Below are 16,973 nucleotides of genomic sequence, written 5' to 3' on the forward strand. Positions count from 1 at the left end.
CAGGAGGTTCCGGAAGGGGTCCGGAGGTCAGCGACAGACCGCGCTGGAGACACGCGCCAGGTCGATATGACGGCGCAGTGTGAGAGCGAGCGGCACCGGAACGGCGGTGGCGGGGGCGGGTATCGCTCTGCGTCGGCCGGCCATGGCGCTGCTCCTTCCGGCTCGTCGGTGGTGGTGGCCGAAGCCTGCCACGGATGCGAGCACCCCGACAACTCGCTTCCCATGATGTGGGATTACATATGAACAGAGTGTTTCGTGACTCTGTCGGCAGGTCATTCGGCTCCCGTAATGTGGCAAGCACCATCCGAGGAGCGGAGAGTGGACCCGAGATGACCGAGGCCGCGGCAGTACGTGCTCCGGGCGGAGCCCAGGCGGTCCGGCGCGCGCTGGACGTCCTGCACTGTTTCCACGACAACGGCCCCGACCTCAGCGCATCCGATCTGGCCCGCCGTCTGGAGCTGTCGGTGTCCACGGCCCACCGGCTGGCCCGTACGCTGCTGGGCGCGGGCTTCCTGGAGCAGGACCCCCGCACGTCCCGGTACCGGCTCGGCCCCGCGGTGACCGAGCTGGGCCGGCTCTCGTACCACCAGCGCGGGCTGCACCTGGCCGCCCCCGAACTGGCCGATCTGGCCGAACGCACGGGCGCCACGGCCGATTTGGCGCTGCGCAGCGGTCCGCACGCGGTGATCGTGGCGGGCGGTTCGGTGGCTCCGAGGGTGGGGCTGCGCAGACCGCTGCACTCCACGGCGCTGGGCAAGGTACTGCTGGCGTGGGCGCGGCCCGGCGAGGGCGGCCCCGGCTCACTGCCGCCGCTGCCCGCCTTCACCGACCGTACGATCGTCGATCCCGCCGCGCTGCGCGACGAGTTGGCTCGCGTCCGGGCCGATGAGTACGCGCTCAACGACGGCGAGTCGGCGTACGGGGTACGGACGCTGGCGGTTCCGGTGCTGGACGGCGCGGGGCACGCGCGCTTCGCCCTGGCCGTACGGGCCACGCCCGCGGTGATCACCCCGGAGCGGACCGGCCGGCTGCTGGCCCAGGCCCGGTCGTGTGCGCGTGCCCTGGAGGTGCTGCTGCTGTCCCCGGCCGAGCGGCGGCCGGCCGGGGAGTGACCCCTGACCCGGCTCAGTGCCGGTGCGGCTCCCCCTCCGCCTTGCCGGTCCCGCCGGTCCCACTGGTCTCATCGGCCTTGTCGGCGGGGCTCTTCGCGCTCGGGGTGTGATGCGGTTCGTACCCCGGGATCGTGCCGTCCGGCTTGGCGACCAGCAGCAGTCCGGCCATGCCCATGTCGGAGTGGCTCTGGACATGGCAGTGGTACATCCAGGCACCCGCACCCACGTGTTCGCCCGCGAGGATCTGGAAGCCGAAGGAATCGGCGGGACCGCAGATCTTCGTGTCCACCACCCGGCTGGGGTCGTCCGGACCGGTGAGCAGCCCGGTCCGGTTGTCCGCCCAGCGATGACCGTGGATATGGAAGGTGTGGTAGTACTCGCCGTGCGTGATCATCACGACCTCGACCCGGTCCCCCACCGTAACCTCGAAGTTCGGGCTCTCGTGGGCGGCCTTGTTGTTGATCGTCATGTCGTTGAAGACGATCGTGATCGTCCTGTCCGGCAGGATGTCGCCCTGCCGCCGCACGACCAGCGGCCCGTACAGCCCCTTGCGGATGCCGCCCGTGCCGTGGTCCGTGCCCACGACATGGTCGTGATAGTGCCAGTAGCCGGCGCTGCCCGGCCGCCAGGTGCCGTCCTTGCGGCGGCCCGGGGCGTGGGTGCGCCAGGTGTAGGTGCGGGTTCCGCCCGGCTCGACATGACTCCTGTTCATCCGGGTGCCGTCGCTCGCGATGTCGTAGTCCACGCCGTGGACATGGAGGCTGGCGTCGGCGTCCGTGGTGTTCTCGAACTCGATGTGCAGGGTGTCGCCCTCGTTGATCTCGATGAGCGGCCCGGGGACCGTCGCCTTCCCCTTCTCGAAGCCGTAGCCGAGGGAGCCGTCCGCCAGCTTCTCGGCGTACATCTTCAGCCGGCGCACCACACCCCCGGCCGGGGCCGTCCTCGGCGGGTTCTCGGCCGAGGACGCCTCGACAGCGCCCAGCGACAACGATGTCACCCCGGTCGCCGCCGCCGCCGCGCCGCCCACCAGCATCCGCCGGCTGAAGGTCCTTCGATCCATGCCGAACTCCCCAATGCGTGAAGGAAATTGCTGAGGCCCAGAGTCCTGTGGGGCACGGGAGACCCCCGGGACGGCCCATACCGTAGCCGGGGGATCATCGTTTATCCACACCCAGGACAAAGTTAGTGCGAATGCCGCCATAGCTATTGGCGTGCCACGAAAAGAGGTCTAGCTTCATGCGCTGTTGCAGTGACCGAAGAGTTGCAGTGACCAAGAGGGTGGGTGACCACATGCAGCGCACACCGCACCACCGGTCCAGATCGCGACGCGGTTTCGCGGCGGTCCTGGCGACCGGCGCACTGACCGCGTCCCTGCTGGGCGGCAACGCCGCCGGCGCCAGTCCCGGTCCGGAGCCGGCGGACAGGCTTCCGACAACGTTGTCCCTTCCGTCACCACCTGGCGGGGCCAACGTCAAGGTGCTGGTGTTCCACGCATCGGCGGGCGACGAGTCGCCGACCGTGGACGCCGGTATCGCGGCGATCGAGAAGATCGGGCTGAGCGGTCCGGAGGCCGGACGTTTCCGGACCGTCGCCACGGACGACGCCGGGGTGTTCACCAACGCCAAGCGGCTCGGCACGTTCAACGCGGTCGTCTTCCTCACCGGCGGCGGCGATGTCCTCGACCCGGAGCAGGAGGCCGGTCTCGAGGCGTACATGGAGGCGGGCGGAGGGTTCCTCGGCATCCATGACGCGGCGCGTACCGAACCGTACTCGGACTGGTTCACCGGTCTGGTCGGGGCCCGGCCGGCCGCGAACAGCCCCACCGCCGTGCAGCGGGCGACGGTGGAGACCGGGGACCGGAGCCATCCGGCGACCAAGGGTCTGCCGCTGGAGTGGAAGCGTCCCGACAAGTGGCTGAACTGGACGAAGAACCCGTCCGGCGATGTGCACACCGTGGCCCGGGTCCGCGAGCTCACCTACAAGCCCGGCGCGAGCGCCAACGGCTGGGACCACCCGGTCTCCTGGTGCCGCGACTACGACGGCGGCCGGTCCTTCTACACCGCGATGGGCGGCACCGCCGACAGCTTCGCCGAGACGGACTTCCGCGACCATCTGCGGGGCGCGCTGGCCTGGACGTCCCGGCTCTCCCGGGCCGACTGCACCGCCACGATCAACAGCAACTACAAGGCGGAGCGCCTCACCCAGCCCAACCAGCCGGGTCGCAACGACCAGATCGGTGAGCCGCACGGGCTGGTCACCGCCGCCGACGGGCGGGTCTTCTACATCGGACGCGGCGGTGCCGACAGCAGCCGGCCGGTCGTCATCGACTGGAAGGACCCGGACATCGGCAAGGGTCTGGGCGAGATCCACGTCTACGACCCGAAGACCGGGAAGGTCACGCTCGCCGGTGCGCTGACCGTGTTCGGGAACAAGGGCGGCGGCGACGAGCTGGTCAAGGTCGAGGAGGGGCTGCTCGGCATCGAGCTGGACCCGGACTTCGCGTCCAACGGCTGGGTGTATCTGCACTACACACCGCACGCGAAGATCGACCGCGACAAGCGGATGGCGGTACGTCAGGTCTCCCGCTTCACCTTCGATCCGGCCACGGACAAGCTGGACCTCGCCTCCGAGAAGGTGCTGCTGAGCTGGCCGGTCCAGATCCACAGCTGCTGCCACGCGGGCGGAGGCATGGCCTGGGACTCCCAGGACAACCTCTACATCGCGACCGGAGACAACAACTCCTCCGGCTTCAGCGGCGGTTACTCGGGCAACAACCCCCAGCCGAACTACAAGGGCGTGTCCTTCGCCGATGCCCGGCGCACCGCGGGCAACACCAACAACCTCAACGGGAAGATCCTGCGGATCCACCCCGAGGACGACGGCACGTACACCCTGCCCGAGGGCAATCTCTTCACGGGCAGGGAGCCGGACGAGGGCGGCGGCAGGACGCGCGGCGAGATCTATGTGATGGGCGTGCGCAACCCGGCCCGGATCTCCATCGACAAGTCGACCGACACGCTGTACGCGGGCTGGGTCGGCCCGGACGCGGGCGAACCGAGCACCACCTGGGGACCCGCCAAGTACGACACGTTCGCCGCGATCACCAAGCCGGGCAACCACGGCTGGCCGTACTGCATGGGCAACAAGCAGCCCTACCGGGACCGTAATCTGCCCGACCCGGCCAAGCCGCTGGGCTGGTACGACTGCGACGCCCCGAAGAACGAGTCGCCGAACAACGACGGTCTGGTGAACCTGCCGCCGGTCACCTCCAACACCATCTGGTACTCGCCCCAGGGCGGCGGCGTGGACTACCCGCGCGACGCCGACGGCGTCCCGAGCTACCGGGCCGAGGAGCAGAAGCTGCTCCTGCCCTGGCTCAAGGGCGGCGGCCAGGCCACGATGAACGGCCCGGTCTACCGGTACGACGCGGCGAGCACGAGCGCCGGCAAGTGGCCCGCGTACTGGGACGGCAAGTGGTTCGTCGGTGACTTCTACGACGCCGACCAGCCGCGGCACGCCGTGCTCACCGACCCGAAGACGGTCGGCAAGGGCGGTCTGCCCACGCACGCCGAGTCCCTGAAGAAGATCATCCCGGTCGGGGCGGAGGGCATCCGGAACCTGATGGACTGGAAGTTCGCTCCGGACGGTTCGCTGTACGTCCTGGACTACGGGCGCGGTTTCTTCACCTCCGACTCCAAGTCCGCGCTGTGGCGTGTGACGTACAAGGGCGGCGGTCCGACCCCGGCCGCCGCCGACCTGGCCAGGAAGGCGGCAGCCCAGTGAGACACCCCTCGCGCCTCGCACGACGGCGATACCGGCCCGCCCGGCTGTGGCTCGCCCTGCTGGGATCGTTCCTGATGGTCCTCGGACTGAGTTCGACGGCGGCGTACGGCCGAGGCGACGACTGGTCCCCGGCGGCGGCCGACCAGGTCCTCACCTGGACCGCCGGCGACCCCATCGACCACTATCTGTCGGCCCCGAAGACCGCGGTGGCCGGCAGGGCGACCATCGTCTTCGAGAACAGCACGGCGACCGGGAACACGACCGGGATGCCGCACACGCTGACGTTCAGCGTCTCGGACCCGGAGTTCAACAACGACGTCCAGCTGAACATCCTGGCCAACCCGAGCGACAGCGCGGGCGGCAAGCACAGCGTCGACGTCACCCTCACCCCCGGCCGGTACTTCTACCACTGCACCATTCCGGGCCACGGGTCGATGCAGGGCATCCTCACGGTGACGGACGGCGGTGGCGGTGAGGACACCACCGCCCCGGAGACCTCCGCGAAGGTGGACGGCGACAAGAACGCCGACGGCGCGTACATCGGCCAGGCCACCGTCACCGTGGCGGCGACCGACGAGGGTTCCGGCGTCGACCGGGCCGAGTACGCCCTCGGTGCGGACGGCGCCTGGCAGCCGTACACCACGCCCGTCGTGGTCGACCGGGTCGGGACCCACACAGTCCGCTACCGGGCCACCGACAAGGCCGGCAACACGGCGCCGGAGAAGGCCGTCGACTTCGCCGTGGCCTCGCCGCCGACCGACGACACGACACCGCCGGAGACCTCGGCGACCGTGTCGGGCGAGAAGGACGGCCAGGGCGCGTACCTGGGCATGGCGACGGTCACCGTGACCGCGTCCGACACCGGTTCCGGCGTCAACACCATCGAGTACGCCCTCGGCGCGGACGGTGCCTGGCAGGCGTACACCGCTCCCGTGATGGTGCACGAGGTGGGAACGCACAAGGTCCGCTACCGGGCGACCGACAAGTCGGGCAACGCGGCCGCGGCGAAGGCCGTCGACTTCACGGTCGTCGAGCCGCCCTCCAAGGACACGACCGCGCCGGAGACCTCGCTGACGGTGGAGGGCGACAAGAACTCGGACGGCGCGTTCATCACCAGCGCCAGGGCCACCGTCACCGCGACCGACGACGACTCGGGCGTGGACACGGTCGAGTACTCCCTGGACGGCGGACCGTATCTCGCCTACACCGCCGCCGTGATCGTCGACCGGGTCGGGTACCACACGTTCGCCCACCGGGCCACGGACAAGGCGGGCAACACCTCCGAGGCGAAGCGGATGTCGTTCACCGTGGCGCAGAGCGGCGGGGTCCCGTCGCCGAACTGCCCGGAGTTCGACGAGCGGCTCACCGTCATCGTCGGCACCGTCGACACCGGCGTCCCCAACCGGATCACCCGCAACCGCTGCACCGTCAACGAGCTGATCGAGGACGAGAAGGACTGGTCCTCGCACGCCCTGTTCCTCAAGCACGTGGACAAGGTCCTCGACAAGCTCCTGACGGACGGGGTGATCGACACCCGCGAGCACCGGAAGATCTACCGGGCGGCCAAGGAGTCCGGCATCGGGAAGCCGGGGCAGTCCGAGGGCTACACCAAGCTCTTCGACGGCACCGCCGCGTCCCTCGCCAAGTGGCAGCACGTGGGCGGCGGGAAGTTCGGGCTCAACGAGGAAGAGGGCTCGATCACCAGCTCCACGACGGTGGACGGCATGGGCATGCTGTGGTTCCCGGCCCGGAGCTACGGGGACTTCTCGCTGAAGCTCCAGTGGCGCGACGACGCTCCCGCCGCGGGCAACGCCAACGGCGGAGTGTTCGTCCGCTTCCCGAACGTCCACGACAACCCGGAGGAGTCACGTCCGGAGTGGGTCGCCATCAAGTACGGCCATGAGATCCAGATCAACGACCGGCCGGACGGCGACATGTACAAGACGGGCTCGGTCTACGGCTTCGACCGGGTGGGTCTCGGCGGCGCCGGCGTCACGCCCAAGGGCACCTGGAACGACTACGAGATCCGGGTGGTCGGCCAGCACTACTCCATCCACCGCAACGGTGTCCTGCTGAACGAGTTCGACAACAACGGCGGACAGCTCTTCGAGCCGCCGCGGGGCGACGACCCGGGCACGGACGGACGGCGGTTCGCCGCCGGCTACATCGGGCTCCAGGTCCACGGCACCTCGGACGTCATCTCCTACCGCGACATCCGGGTCAAGGAGCTGTAGACCCGCTGTGCCTCAGCCGGCCGCGGCCGCATGCTCCGGCGTGCGGTCGCGGCCCTGGGGGTGCCGGTGCCGCCACACCCAGAACACCGTGCAGGACACCAGTGCCCAGCGCCCCATCAGTGTTCTGAACATCGCGAAGACCATGTCCGAGGTTCACGATCGTGAACACCTTCTGGTCCTCCAGCGCCTGCCCGGCCAGCGCCGGGTGGGGTAGGAGCGCAGATCGGGCGAGGCGTCCAGGGCCATGATGAAGAGCAGCACGGTCGCGGGCAGATACGGCGACCTCCTGTACCGATCCCACAGGTCCCGGCGGGTCGGCGGCCGTCCGTGCGCGCCGTGCGCCGGTCCCGCTCCGCTCATGCCCCGGCGCCGTCGCCGCCGTCCGCGTGAGCGCCGCCCTCGCCGTCCTCGTGCCGGGCCCGGCTGGGCTGTACGCGTTTCGGTTCGCCGGGCATCTTCGGATACTCCGGCGGGTAGGGCATGTCGCCCAGCCCGCGCTCCTTCTCGTCCCGCTCCGCGAGCTCCAGCAGCGCGTCCAGCCGGAACGCGTGCTCGTCCATGTCGGCGTGGACGTCGCCGAGTTCGGCGTACCTAACCGGCAGCGTCCTGAGGTCGAAGTCCCGGGGCTCGGCCGAGTCGATCTCCTCCCAGCGCAGCGGGGCGGAGACCGGCGCGTGCGGGAAGGGCCGTACGGAGTAGGCAGAGGCGATGGTGCGGTCGCGGGCCGTCTGGTTGAAGTCGACGAAGATCCGCTCGCCGCGCTCCTCCTTCCACCAGGCGGTCGTCACCCGCTCCGGCATACGCCGCTCCAGCTCGCGTCCGGCGGCGATGGCCGCGCGCCGCACCTCGGTGAAGGTCCACTCCGGTGCGATGGGCACGAACACATGGATGCCGCGGCCGCCGGAGGTCTTGGGCCAGCCCCGCAGCCCGTGGTCGTCGAGGACCGAGCGCAGTTCGTGGGCGGCGGTGACGGCGTCGGCGTAGTCGGTGCCGGGCTGCGGGTCGAGGTCGACGCGCAGTTCGTCGGGATGGTCGGTGTCGGCGCGCCGTACCGGCCAGGGGTGGAAGGTGAGGGTGCCGAGGTTGGCCGCCCAGATCACGGCGGCGAGTCCGGCGGGGCTGATCTCGTCGGCGGGGCGTCCGCTGGGGAAGGCGATCCTGGCCGTCGGAATCCAGTCGGGGAGGTTCTTCGGCGCGCGCTTCTGGTAGAAGAAGTCCCCCTCGACACCGTCCACGAAGCGCTGGAGCGTGGTCGGCCGGTCGCGCAGGGCGCGGGCGATGCCGGGTCCCACGGCCAGGAAGTACTCGGCCACGTCCCTCTTGGTGTAGCCCTTCTCGGGGAAGTACACCTTGTCCGGGTTGGACAGCCGTACGGCTCGTCCGTCTGCGTCCAGTTCCACCGCTGCTCCCATGACGGCCACCGTAGGCCGGTCGCACATATGCCGCATATCGGGAGACGGGGGGCGGTGTGTGGGCAACAATCGGCCCATGGACCTGCCGGTGATGCCGCCCGTGAAGCCGATGCTCGCCAAGTCCGTGTCCACGATCCCGCCGGGCATGCAGTACGAGGCGAAGTGGGACGGCTATCGCGCGATCGTGCACCGCGACGGCGACGAGGTGGTGATCGGCAGCCGCACCGGCAAACCGCTCACCCGCTACTTCCCCGAGCTGGTCACGGCGTTCCGGGACAGTCTGCCGCCCCGCTGTGTGATCGACGGGGAGATCGTCGTCGCCCACGAAGGACGTCTGGACTTCGACCGGCTGAGCGAGCGCATCCATCCGGCGGATTCACGGGTGCGGCTGCTGGCCGAGCAGACCCCGGCCAGCCTGATCGCCTTCGACATCCTCGCGGTGAACGACGATTCGCTGCTCAGCACCCCCCAGGCGGACCGCCGGTCCGTGCTGGAGGCGGCGCTCGCCGATGCCGCGCCGCCCGTGCACCTCGCCCCGGCGACCACCGATCCCGAGGTCGCCCGGCAGTGGTTCGAGCGGTACGAGGGCGCCGGGCTCGACGGTGTCGTGGCCAAGCCGCTCGATCTGCCCTACCGGCCCGACACCCGGGTGATGTTCAAGATCAAGCATGAGCGGACGGCGGACTGTGTGGTCGCGGGGTACCGGACGCACAAGAGCGGCCCGGTCGTCGGCTCGCTGCTGCTCGGCCTGTACGACTCCGGGGGCTTCCTCCAGCACGTCGGGGTCTGTGCGGCGTTCCCGATGAAACGGCGCGCGGAGCTGGCCGAGGAACTGGAACCGCTGCGCACCGCCTTCGCCGACCATCCCTGGGCCGCCTGGGCCGACGCGGCGGCCCATGAGGGCGCGCGGCTGCCCGGGACGCAGAACCGCTGGTCGGGCAGGAAGGACCAGTCCTGGGTGCCGCTGCGCCCGGAGCGGGTCTGCGAGGTGGCGTACGACCACATGGAGGGCGACCGGTTCCGGCACACCACGCAGTTCCGGCGGTGGCGTCCGGACCGCACCCCCTCCGGCTGCACCTACGGGCAGCTGGAGGAAGTGGTGCGGTACGACCTGGCCGAGGTGCTGTCAGGCGGCTGACTCCGGCTCGCCCGTCGGCGTGGCGCAGGGGTCGTCGGTGTTGCCGGGGTCCGGGGTCGGCGTGGGCTCGGACGGGTCGGGAGACGGGGAGTCCGTGGGGCAGCCGGGGCCGGTGGGGCCGGGATCGGTGGGCGTGCCGGTCGGATCGGGGCTGGGCCCGGGGTCCGTGGGGCCCGTACCGGTCGGGTCGGGGCTCGGGCCGGGACCGGTGGGCGTGCCGGTCGGATCGGGGCTCGGGCCCGGCGAGCCGGTGTCCGTGGGGCGGGGCGAGGCGGAGGGGCCGGGGGTGCGGGTGGGCTGCGGTCCGATGACGATGCCGCCGCCCGGACTGCCGGGGCCGCCGACGGGGGCCTTGGGCCCGGCCGGTCCGCCCGCCCCGGGGCTCTTGGGGATCACGCCCCCGCCGTCGGCCACCGGGTGCGTGCCCGCGCGGTAGAACTCCAGCCACGACAGCACGGTGCGCAGATAGGTGTCCGAGTGGTTGTAGCTGAGGACCGCCCGGTCCAGATCGCCCCGGACGGACAGATCGCGGGTCCCGGCGCAGAGGTAGTGCCCGGCCGCGAGGGCCGCGTCGAAGATGTTGTTCGGATCGCGCCGGCCGTCGCCGTTGCCGTCCTTGCCCCAGTGCGCCCAGGTCGAGGGGATGAACTGCATCGGGCCGACCGCCCGGTCGTAGGTGCTGTCGCCGTCGTACGCCCCGTTGTCGGTGTCCCGGATCATGGCGAAGCCCGCCCCGTCGAGCACGGGGCCCAGGATCGGGGTGAGCGTGGTGCCGCGGGCGTCGACGCGGCCGCCGCGGGCCTGGCCCGACTCGACCTTGCCGATCGCCGCGAGCAGCTGCCACGGCAGGCTGCAGCCCGCGTCGCTCCGGCCGAGGGCGCTCTCGGCCCTGCGGTAGGCCGCCAGCACGGTGGCCGGGATACCGGCCTCGGCCCAGGAGGTGGCGACCGCCGGACTCCGTTTCGCCCCCGGCTCCGGTGGCTTCGGGGTCTTCAGCGGCGGCAGTTCGGTGTGGTACGAGTCGTCGTTGGGCACCTGGGTCCACACCACGTCGTCCGCGGCGGCGGTCTTCTCGGCGGGCCGCGCCGGGCCGGCGAATCCCGGCGCCTGGGACGCGGTGAGCGCGGCCATCGCGGCGACGGCCGTGGCCGTCGTGGTGAGTCCGCGGCGTACGGTGCCGTTGAACCTCATGTGTGCTCTCCTCCCCCGGGTCACTGCGTGAAGGTGTCGATGCCGGCGATCCGCCAGGAGTCGCCCCGCCGGACGGCGTCCACGGCGAACATGGCCGCCGCGTAGGTGGTCTCCTCGGCCTTGCCGGTACGGGTGTTGCTCTGGTCGGCGAAGATCAGCAGCCGGGCCCGGTCGCCGTCGAGGACCTCCACCCCGCTCTCGGTGACCGTCGTGGTCAGCACGAGCTTCTGCTTCGGCGCCTGCGCCCGTACCTCGGCGAGCATGTTCTCGTGCTGTCCCACCGCCTTGCCCACGAGGTAGGTCCGCGCCGCGCGCTCGGCCTTGGCGGGCGAGGCGTAGTCGTACGAGAACACGGCGCCGACCGCCTCGGTGATCTGGCCCTTCACCTCACTGGTGCGGCCGATGTCGGTGAGCGCGGTGTTCTGCCGGGAGGGCTCCCCCCGCAGGCTCGCGGCGGAGGTGAACGCCCAGGCGGCGAAGGCCCCCAGGAGCACCGTCGCCGCGCACAGGATGGCGGGCAGCCGGATCCGCAGGCGCGGCGGCCGGCGCTTCGGCCGGCTCTCCGGCTCGGCCACATGCTCCTCCGCGGCCTCCGCCTGCGGCTGTCCGGCCGCCTGCTCCGGTTCCGGCGCGGTGGGGGTGGCGGATTCGGTGGTGGTGGTGCGTTCCGCGGCGGCGGTGGCCAGCCGGCGCTGACGGTTGACGAGGTGACGGGTCGTCGACATGTCCGGGATCCTCTCGGGGGCGGTCGGGGGTGGGTGGTCAGCCGGCGGTGTTGCCGACGGGCGCCTGGCCGAGGGCGCTGAGCTTCCATCCCTGCGAGGTCCGGGTGAGCTGTCCGAGCATCCGGCTCTCCTTCACCGCGGGCTCGCCCTTCGGCGCGGTCACGGTGACCCGGACCGCCACCATGACTCCGGCCCGGCCGGCCCGGTCGTCGAGCTCGGTGACCGCGCCGGAGAGGACCTTGGCGGTGCTGACCGTCTTCGCCGCCTCGATCTGCTTGACGAACTCGTCCCTTCCGTCGATGAGTTGCTTGTGCAGATCGCCGGTGGTGGAGCTCTCCCAGCTGTCCAGCCCCTGTTCCAGCTTCCGGTGGTCGAGGGTGTTCATGTTCTGCACGGCCTGTTCGCCCGCGGCCAGGGCGTCGTCGCGGGCCTGCGCGTACGCCGCCGAGTCGTCGTGGGAGGCGTCGTACCGGGACCAGCCGCCCCAGCCCGCCGCGACGGCCGCCACGGCCGTGAGCGCGATCGCCACCGTCACCAGCACATTCCCCGTCGTCCGTACCCGTGCCATTGCGTGCCTCTCCCCTGCCGGCTGAGCCGATCTGAGCTGTGTGCGTTGCCTGCGTGCGCTATCTGGAGGTGATCGCGACGATTCGCCAGCGTCCGTCCCGGAGTTCGGCGGTCACCGAGAGCTGCGCGGCCGCCGTGGTGGCGGCCTTTCCCTCACGCTCGTAGACCTGGTCCAGGAGGACGAGCAGATGGGCGCTGCTGTCGGTCAGCCGGGTCACTCCGGCGCGTACGACATGTGTGGTGAGCGTCAGTTTCTGGTCGGCGGCCTGCTTCTCGACCTGGCCGAACAGCGCCGCGTACTGCTGGAGCGCCTTTCCCGCCAGGACCTCCTTCGCCGACTCCTTGGTGACGGCGGTGGCCTGCGGGCTGTACGAGAAGACCTTGCCGAGCGCGTTGCTGACATCGCCCACCACCCTGCCGGTGGCGGCGGAGTCGCTCAGCGCGCGGTTGGAGGTGGCGGGGGTGTCCCGCAGCCGCTGTCCCTCGGCGAAGAGCAGGCCGCCCGCCGCGAGCAGCGCGCACACCAGGACCGCGCCGAGGATCCGGGGCCATCCGCGGACGCCGCGGGGCGCGGGGTCCCCGGCCCGCTCCCGCTCCTTCGTCTCCTGCGCCGCCCCGTCCCGCTCCGTGCCGCCGTCCTCGGCGTCCTTCCCGGCGCTGTCCTCGACGCCGTCGCGCTGCCCGTCCCTGGTGCCCGTGCTGTTCACCGTCGCTGTTCCTCCCCGCTGCCTCATCCGGCGCCCCCGACCCCGATCGCCGTGAGCGCCCCGACCTTCCAGCCGTCCGCCGTCCTGTCGAGCGTGGCCTCGAAGCGTTTGCGCTGGGTGCCCGCCTTTCCGGTGCGCGGGGTGACCTCGATGTCGACGGTCGCGATCAGCCGCGCCGTCCCGGTCCGGTCGTCGAGCGCGGTGAGCGCGGCGTCGGTGACCTCGGCGCGTGCCGTGGTCCCGGACGCGGTCAGTTCGCTCGCATCCGTCTTCCGGGTCCGCTTCAGCTCCTCGTGCAGCGGACCGGCCGAGGAGTCCAGCCAGGAGCGCAGCCCGGCGTTCACGCTCCCGGCGCTCGCGCCGTCCAGGCTGTTCAGCGCGGCGAGGTGCCGGCGCCCCTCGGAGAGCGCGGTGTCGCGGCTCTTGGCGTACGCGAGGGTGTCGTCGCCGCGCGCCCGCGCGTACGACCAGCCGCCGAGTCCGCAGACGAGTGCGGCGACGAGCAGGACGGCCCAGCCGGTCACGCCGCGCTTCATTCGTCTCCTCCCAGTCCCAGCAGTCCGGCCATGCCGTCGGCCTGGGGCGTGCTCCGTGCCGTGACGCCCGGCGCTCCGGGCAGCCGCTGGGCCGTGTCCGTGCCCCGGAACACCTGGCCCGCGGTGGCCGGCGCCGGCAGGGGGCCGCCCTTGGGGGCGTTCGCGCTGCCCCGTACGTTGATGCCCGTGCCGGGCGACGAGGTGCAGCGGGCCCTGGTGTTGAGGGCGGGCGCGGCCGAGGTGTCGAGTCCGTTGCGGTAGACCGTCGCGCCGTATCCGGCGGTGCAGGGCAGTGGTTCGAAGAAGGTGACCGACATCCCGAACCGGGCGCCGTCCTTGTCCACCGCTGTCGCACCCGCCGCGGCGACGGCGGGCAGCTTCACCAGGAGCTCCTCCAGGCCGCGCTGGCGTGTGACGGCGACCTCGGAGGTGGTCAGGAGGTTGGCGACGACGATGCCGAAGCCCGGGTCGAGGTCGCGCAGCAGCCCGCTGATCTGCCCCGCCGCGTCCGGCGCGGCCGCGATGAGCCGGCGCAGGTCGGTGTCGGACCCCTTGAGCTCGGCCGCCAGTTCCTCGGCGCCGGAGGCGAAGCCCTTCAGGGCCTCGCCCTGTTCCGCCTGCGTGCGCAGCACCGTCTCGCCGTCGGCCATCAGCCTGGTGGTGACGGGCAGCGACCTGTCCGCCGCCTCGATGAACTCGCCGCTGGTGTCCAGGAGCACCTGGAGGTCGTCGCCGCGGCCGCTGAACGCGGTGCCGAACTCGTCGACGACCGTACGCAGGTTCTCCAGGTCGACGGAGGCCGCCAGGTCGTTGACGCCGGTGAGGACGTCGGTGGGCGGTGCGGGGATGGTGGTGTCGGCCTGGTCGATCACCGAACCGTTGCCCAGGAAGGGGCCATCCCCGCGGGTGGGGCGCAGGTCGACGTACTGCTCGCCGACCGCGGAGAGGTTCGCCACGACGGCCTTGAGGCTGTCGGGAATGGGCGGTGAGTCGTTCTCGATGCGCAGTTCGGCCTCGACGCCGTCGTCGGTCAGCTCGATGGGTCCGACCCGGCCGACGGAGACACCCCGGTAGGTGACGTTGGAGTGGGTGTACAGGCCGCCTGTCTGCGGGAGTTGCACCGTGACGGTGTAGTAGCTGCGCAGTCCGACGTAGTGGCCGAGGTCGGCGTAGCGCACTCCCAGATAGCCGAGCACGAGGACCGCGATGACGAGGAAGGCGATGTTCTTGAGCCGGATGGCGAGAGTGATCATCGGGTGCTCCCCTGCGTGGTCCCGGGGACTGACGGCAGCGGGAGCGGGAGGGTGTCCGGGACCGGCTTCCCGCCCCCGCCGGCGGTGGGCTGCGGGGGCACGGGGTCGCCGGGAGTGAGTGCCGGGATGATCTGGGTGCCGGGCAGCGCCGTCACATCGAGATAGACGTTGAGATAGTCGCCCTTCACGCCGCGTAGCACCTCGTCGGTGAACGGGTAGGTGAGCAGCACCTGGAGGGAGTCGGGCAGATCGTTGCCTGAGTCGGCGAGGGCCTTCAGTGTCGGGGCGAGGGCCTTGAGGTCGGCGATCATGTCGGCCTTGCTCTTGTTGATCGTGTCGACGGCCACCGTGGAGAGCGTGTCGAGCGAGCGCAGCATCGTCAGGAGCGAGCCGCGCTGTTTCTCCAGGACCTTCATGCCGGGGCTGAGGTCGGTGAGGACGGTGCCGATGTCCTGTTTGCGGGTGGCGAGGGTGGTGGCCAGCCGGTTGACGCCGTCGAGGGCCTGGGTGATGTCCTCCTTGTGGCCGTCCAGGTTGGTGACGAGGGTGTCGACCCGGTTCAGCATCGAGCGGACCTGGGGTTCCTGTCCGGCGAGTGCCTTGTTCAGCTCGGTCGTGATGGTCTTCAGCTGGTTGACGCCACCGCCGTTGAGAAGCATGGACAGGGCGCCGAACACCTCCTCGACCTCCGGGTTGCGGTTGGTGCGGACGAGCGGGATGCGGTCGCCGTCGGCGAGGGAGCCGCGGGCCTTTCCGCCCGGCGGCGGTGAGAGCTGGATGAACTTCTCGCCGAGGAGGCTGGACTGTTCCAGGTGCGCGAAGGCGTTGCCGGGGAGTTCGATCCTCCCGTTGACGCGCATCGTGACCTTCGCGGTCCAGCCGTCGGGGCTGAGGGAGATCTTGGTGACGCGGCCGACCGAGACGTCGTTGACCTTGACCGAGGACTGCGGGGCCAGGCTGAGCACGTCCCCGAATTCCGCGGTGATCTCGTACGGGTGGTCGCCGAGGTCGGCGCCGCCGGGCAGCGGCACCTGTTCGATACCGGTGAACACCGGCGCGTCGACGCTGGTCACCACGAGGGCGACACCGACTCCCGCGGCGACCACTGCGGCGAGCGCACCGACCGTCCGGGGTCCGGGTCCGCGCAGGGCACGGCTCATCGGTTCGCCCCCTTGCTGTCCGGCCCGGTGTCCGGTTCCTCGTTCCTGGCGGGTTTCTTCCCCGGCGTGCCGTAGACGGTGCCGATCTCCGGCAGCGGCAGGACGGGGAGGGCCTTTCTGCGCGTGGCGTCCACCGGGGCGAGCCCGGTCAGGGAGGGTGTCCCCGGGCGGTTCTCGGGTTCGACGAGCGGCCCTCCCATGGACAGTTCGTTGAGGTTCGTGCGCCCGTTTAGCGTCCGGTTCGCCGGGTCGTAGGCGTTCAGGACGTTGCCCGCCGCGAGGGGCAGGGTGTCCATGGCCTCGGCGAGCGAGGCACGCTGGTCGACCAGGGTCTGGGTGAGCGGCACCAGGGCGTCCACGTTCTCCTTGAGGGAGCCGCGGTGCTTCTCGATGAAGCTCTTGACCTGGCCGAGCGCGGTGCCGAGTTCCTTCAGTGCCGCGCTGAGGTTCTTCTTGTCGTCGGCGAGGAAGCCGGTGACCGAGTTGAGCTGTTGTTCGGCGGTGCGGACGTTGCTGTCGTTGTCCTTGAGCATGGTGGTGAAGGTCTGGAGGTAGGACAGCGTGTCGAAGAGGTCGCCGCTGCTCCTGTCCAGGGTCTTGGTGGCCTTGCCGAACTGTTCGATGGAGTCGCCGATGGCCTTGCCGTTGCCGTCGAGGTTCTTGGCTCCGGTGTCCAGGAGACCGGCCAGTGCTCCGTCGGCGTTCGCCCCGCCGGGGCCCAGCGCCGTGGAGAGCTCGGTGATCGACTCGTAGAGCTGGTCGACCTCGACGGGCGTGGCGTTGCCCGCGGCGGGCAGTACGGCGTTGTCGGCGAGCCGGGGCCCTCCGTCGTAGGCGGGGGCGAGCTGGATGTAGCGGTCGGCGACGAGACTGGGGGCGACGACGACCGCGTGGGCGCCTTTGGGGACCGCGATGCCCCGGTCGAGCCGCAGGACGACCTTGACCTCCTCGCCCCGGGGCTTGACGGATTCGACCGTGCCGACCCGTACGCCGAGAATCCGCAGGTCCGATCCGGCGTACACGCCGGTGGCCTGGTCGAAGTAGGCGGTGATGGTGGTCTTTCCCTCTTCGTCCAGGGCCATCACCCCGGTGGTGGCCGCGACCGCGACGACCGCGAGTCCGGCGCCGATGCCGACGATGCGCGTGAGTCTCATG

15 protein-coding genes are annotated in these 16,973 nt (G+C 71.0%); 4 read left to right on the forward strand and 11 right to left on the reverse strand.

The window, feature by feature from the left end; all coding sequences use genetic code 11:
- Positions 1-27: 27 nt before the first annotated feature.
- Entirely contained in the window at positions 28-144 is a 117-nt protein-coding gene (locus tag ACIGJO_RS16970; protein ID WP_399958587.1) for a putative leader peptide, read from the reverse strand.
- 185 nt (positions 145-329) lie between these two features.
- Between ACIGJO_RS16970 and ACIGJO_RS16975 the strand changes: the two genes are divergently transcribed.
- The gene (locus ACIGJO_RS16975; protein ID WP_399958589.1) at positions 330-1,112 is read left to right on the forward strand and encodes an IclR family transcriptional regulator; all 783 of its coding nucleotides are present in this window, start codon (positions 330-332) and stop codon (positions 1,110-1,112) included.
- A gap of 13 nt (positions 1,113-1,125) precedes the next feature.
- Here the strand turns inward: ACIGJO_RS16975 and ACIGJO_RS16980 are convergent, their stop codons facing one another.
- Positions 1,126-2,172, reverse strand: coding sequence for a multicopper oxidase domain-containing protein (locus ACIGJO_RS16980; protein ID WP_399958592.1), 1,047 nt, complete (start codon positions 2,170-2,172; stop codon positions 1,126-1,128).
- Between the two features lie 284 nt (positions 2,173-2,456).
- Here ACIGJO_RS16980 and ACIGJO_RS16985 point away from each other — a divergent pair, with 284 nt between their 5' ends.
- Positions 2,457-4,895 (forward strand): ThuA domain-containing protein, encoded by a 2,439-nt coding sequence (locus ACIGJO_RS16985; protein ID WP_399958997.1) that lies wholly within the window; start codon positions 2,457-2,459, stop codon positions 4,893-4,895.
- On the forward strand, positions 4,892-7,129 hold the full coding sequence (locus ACIGJO_RS16990; protein ID WP_399958595.1) for an OmpL47-type beta-barrel domain-containing protein: 2,238 nt from the start codon (positions 4,892-4,894) through the stop codon (positions 7,127-7,129). The genes ACIGJO_RS16985 and ACIGJO_RS16990 overlap by 4 nt, the downstream gene beginning before the upstream one ends.
- A 356-nt stretch (positions 7,130-7,485) precedes the next feature.
- Here ACIGJO_RS16990 and ligD read toward each other — a convergent pair whose 3' ends face one another.
- A complete protein-coding gene (gene ligD, locus ACIGJO_RS16995) occupies positions 7,486-8,541 on the reverse strand; it encodes a non-homologous end-joining DNA ligase (RefSeq protein WP_399958598.1) in 1,056 nt (351 codons plus the stop codon).
- Positions 8,542-8,617: 76 nt separating this feature from the next.
- Here ligD and ACIGJO_RS17000 point away from each other — a divergent pair, with 76 nt between their 5' ends.
- The gene (locus tag ACIGJO_RS17000) at positions 8,618-9,679 is read left to right on the forward strand and encodes an ATP-dependent DNA ligase (protein WP_399958601.1); all 1,062 of its coding nucleotides are present in this window, start codon (positions 8,618-8,620) and stop codon (positions 9,677-9,679) included.
- Here the strand turns inward: ACIGJO_RS17000 and ACIGJO_RS17005 are convergent.
- The 8 genes from ACIGJO_RS17005 to ACIGJO_RS17040 are packed head-to-tail and all read right to left on the reverse strand — an operon-like array spanning position 9,668 to position 16,972.
- Positions 9,668-10,870 (reverse strand): lytic murein transglycosylase, encoded by a 1,203-nt coding sequence (locus tag ACIGJO_RS17005; RefSeq protein ID WP_399958604.1) that lies wholly within the window; start codon positions 10,868-10,870, stop codon positions 9,668-9,670. The genes ACIGJO_RS17000 and ACIGJO_RS17005 overlap by 12 nt on opposite strands.
- Before the next feature lie 20 nt (positions 10,871-10,890).
- Positions 10,891-11,595 carry a hypothetical protein gene (locus ACIGJO_RS17010; RefSeq protein ID WP_399958606.1) on the reverse strand — a complete coding sequence of 235 codons (705 nt, stop codon included), beginning with the start codon at positions 11,593-11,595 and terminating at the stop codon, positions 10,891-10,893.
- Positions 11,596-11,632: 37 nt separating this feature from the next.
- A complete protein-coding gene (locus ACIGJO_RS17015; protein ID WP_266925754.1) occupies positions 11,633-12,163 on the reverse strand; it encodes a hypothetical protein in 531 nt (176 codons plus the stop codon).
- A 58-nt stretch (positions 12,164-12,221) separates the two neighbouring features.
- Positions 12,222-12,869, reverse strand: coding sequence for a hypothetical protein (locus ACIGJO_RS17020; RefSeq protein WP_399958608.1), 648 nt, complete (start codon positions 12,867-12,869; stop codon positions 12,222-12,224).
- Positions 12,870-12,892: 23 nt separating this feature from the next.
- Positions 12,893-13,405, reverse strand: coding sequence for a hypothetical protein (locus ACIGJO_RS17025; protein ID WP_399958611.1), 513 nt, complete (start codon positions 13,403-13,405; stop codon positions 12,893-12,895).
- Positions 13,402-14,658: an MCE family protein gene (locus ACIGJO_RS17030; RefSeq protein ID WP_399958614.1), complete on the reverse strand. Its 1,257-nt coding sequence runs from the start codon at positions 14,656-14,658 to the stop codon at positions 13,402-13,404. The genes ACIGJO_RS17025 and ACIGJO_RS17030 overlap by 4 nt, the downstream gene beginning before the upstream one ends.
- Positions 14,655-15,818, reverse strand: a complete 1,164-nt coding sequence (locus ACIGJO_RS17035; RefSeq protein ID WP_399958617.1) for an MCE family protein — start codon at positions 15,816-15,818, stop codon at positions 14,655-14,657. Before ACIGJO_RS17035 ends, ACIGJO_RS17030 begins: the two co-directional genes overlap by 4 nt.
- Positions 15,815-16,972, reverse strand: a complete 1,158-nt coding sequence (locus ACIGJO_RS17040; RefSeq protein ID WP_399958620.1) for an MCE family protein — start codon at positions 16,970-16,972, stop codon at positions 15,815-15,817. Before ACIGJO_RS17040 ends, ACIGJO_RS17035 begins: the two co-directional genes overlap by 4 nt.
- Position 16,973: the final 1 nt, after the last annotated feature.

Source organism: Streptomyces sp. NPDC079020 (assembly GCF_044542225.1).
Classification (GTDB): domain Bacteria; phylum Actinomycetota; class Actinomycetes; order Streptomycetales; family Streptomycetaceae; genus Streptomyces.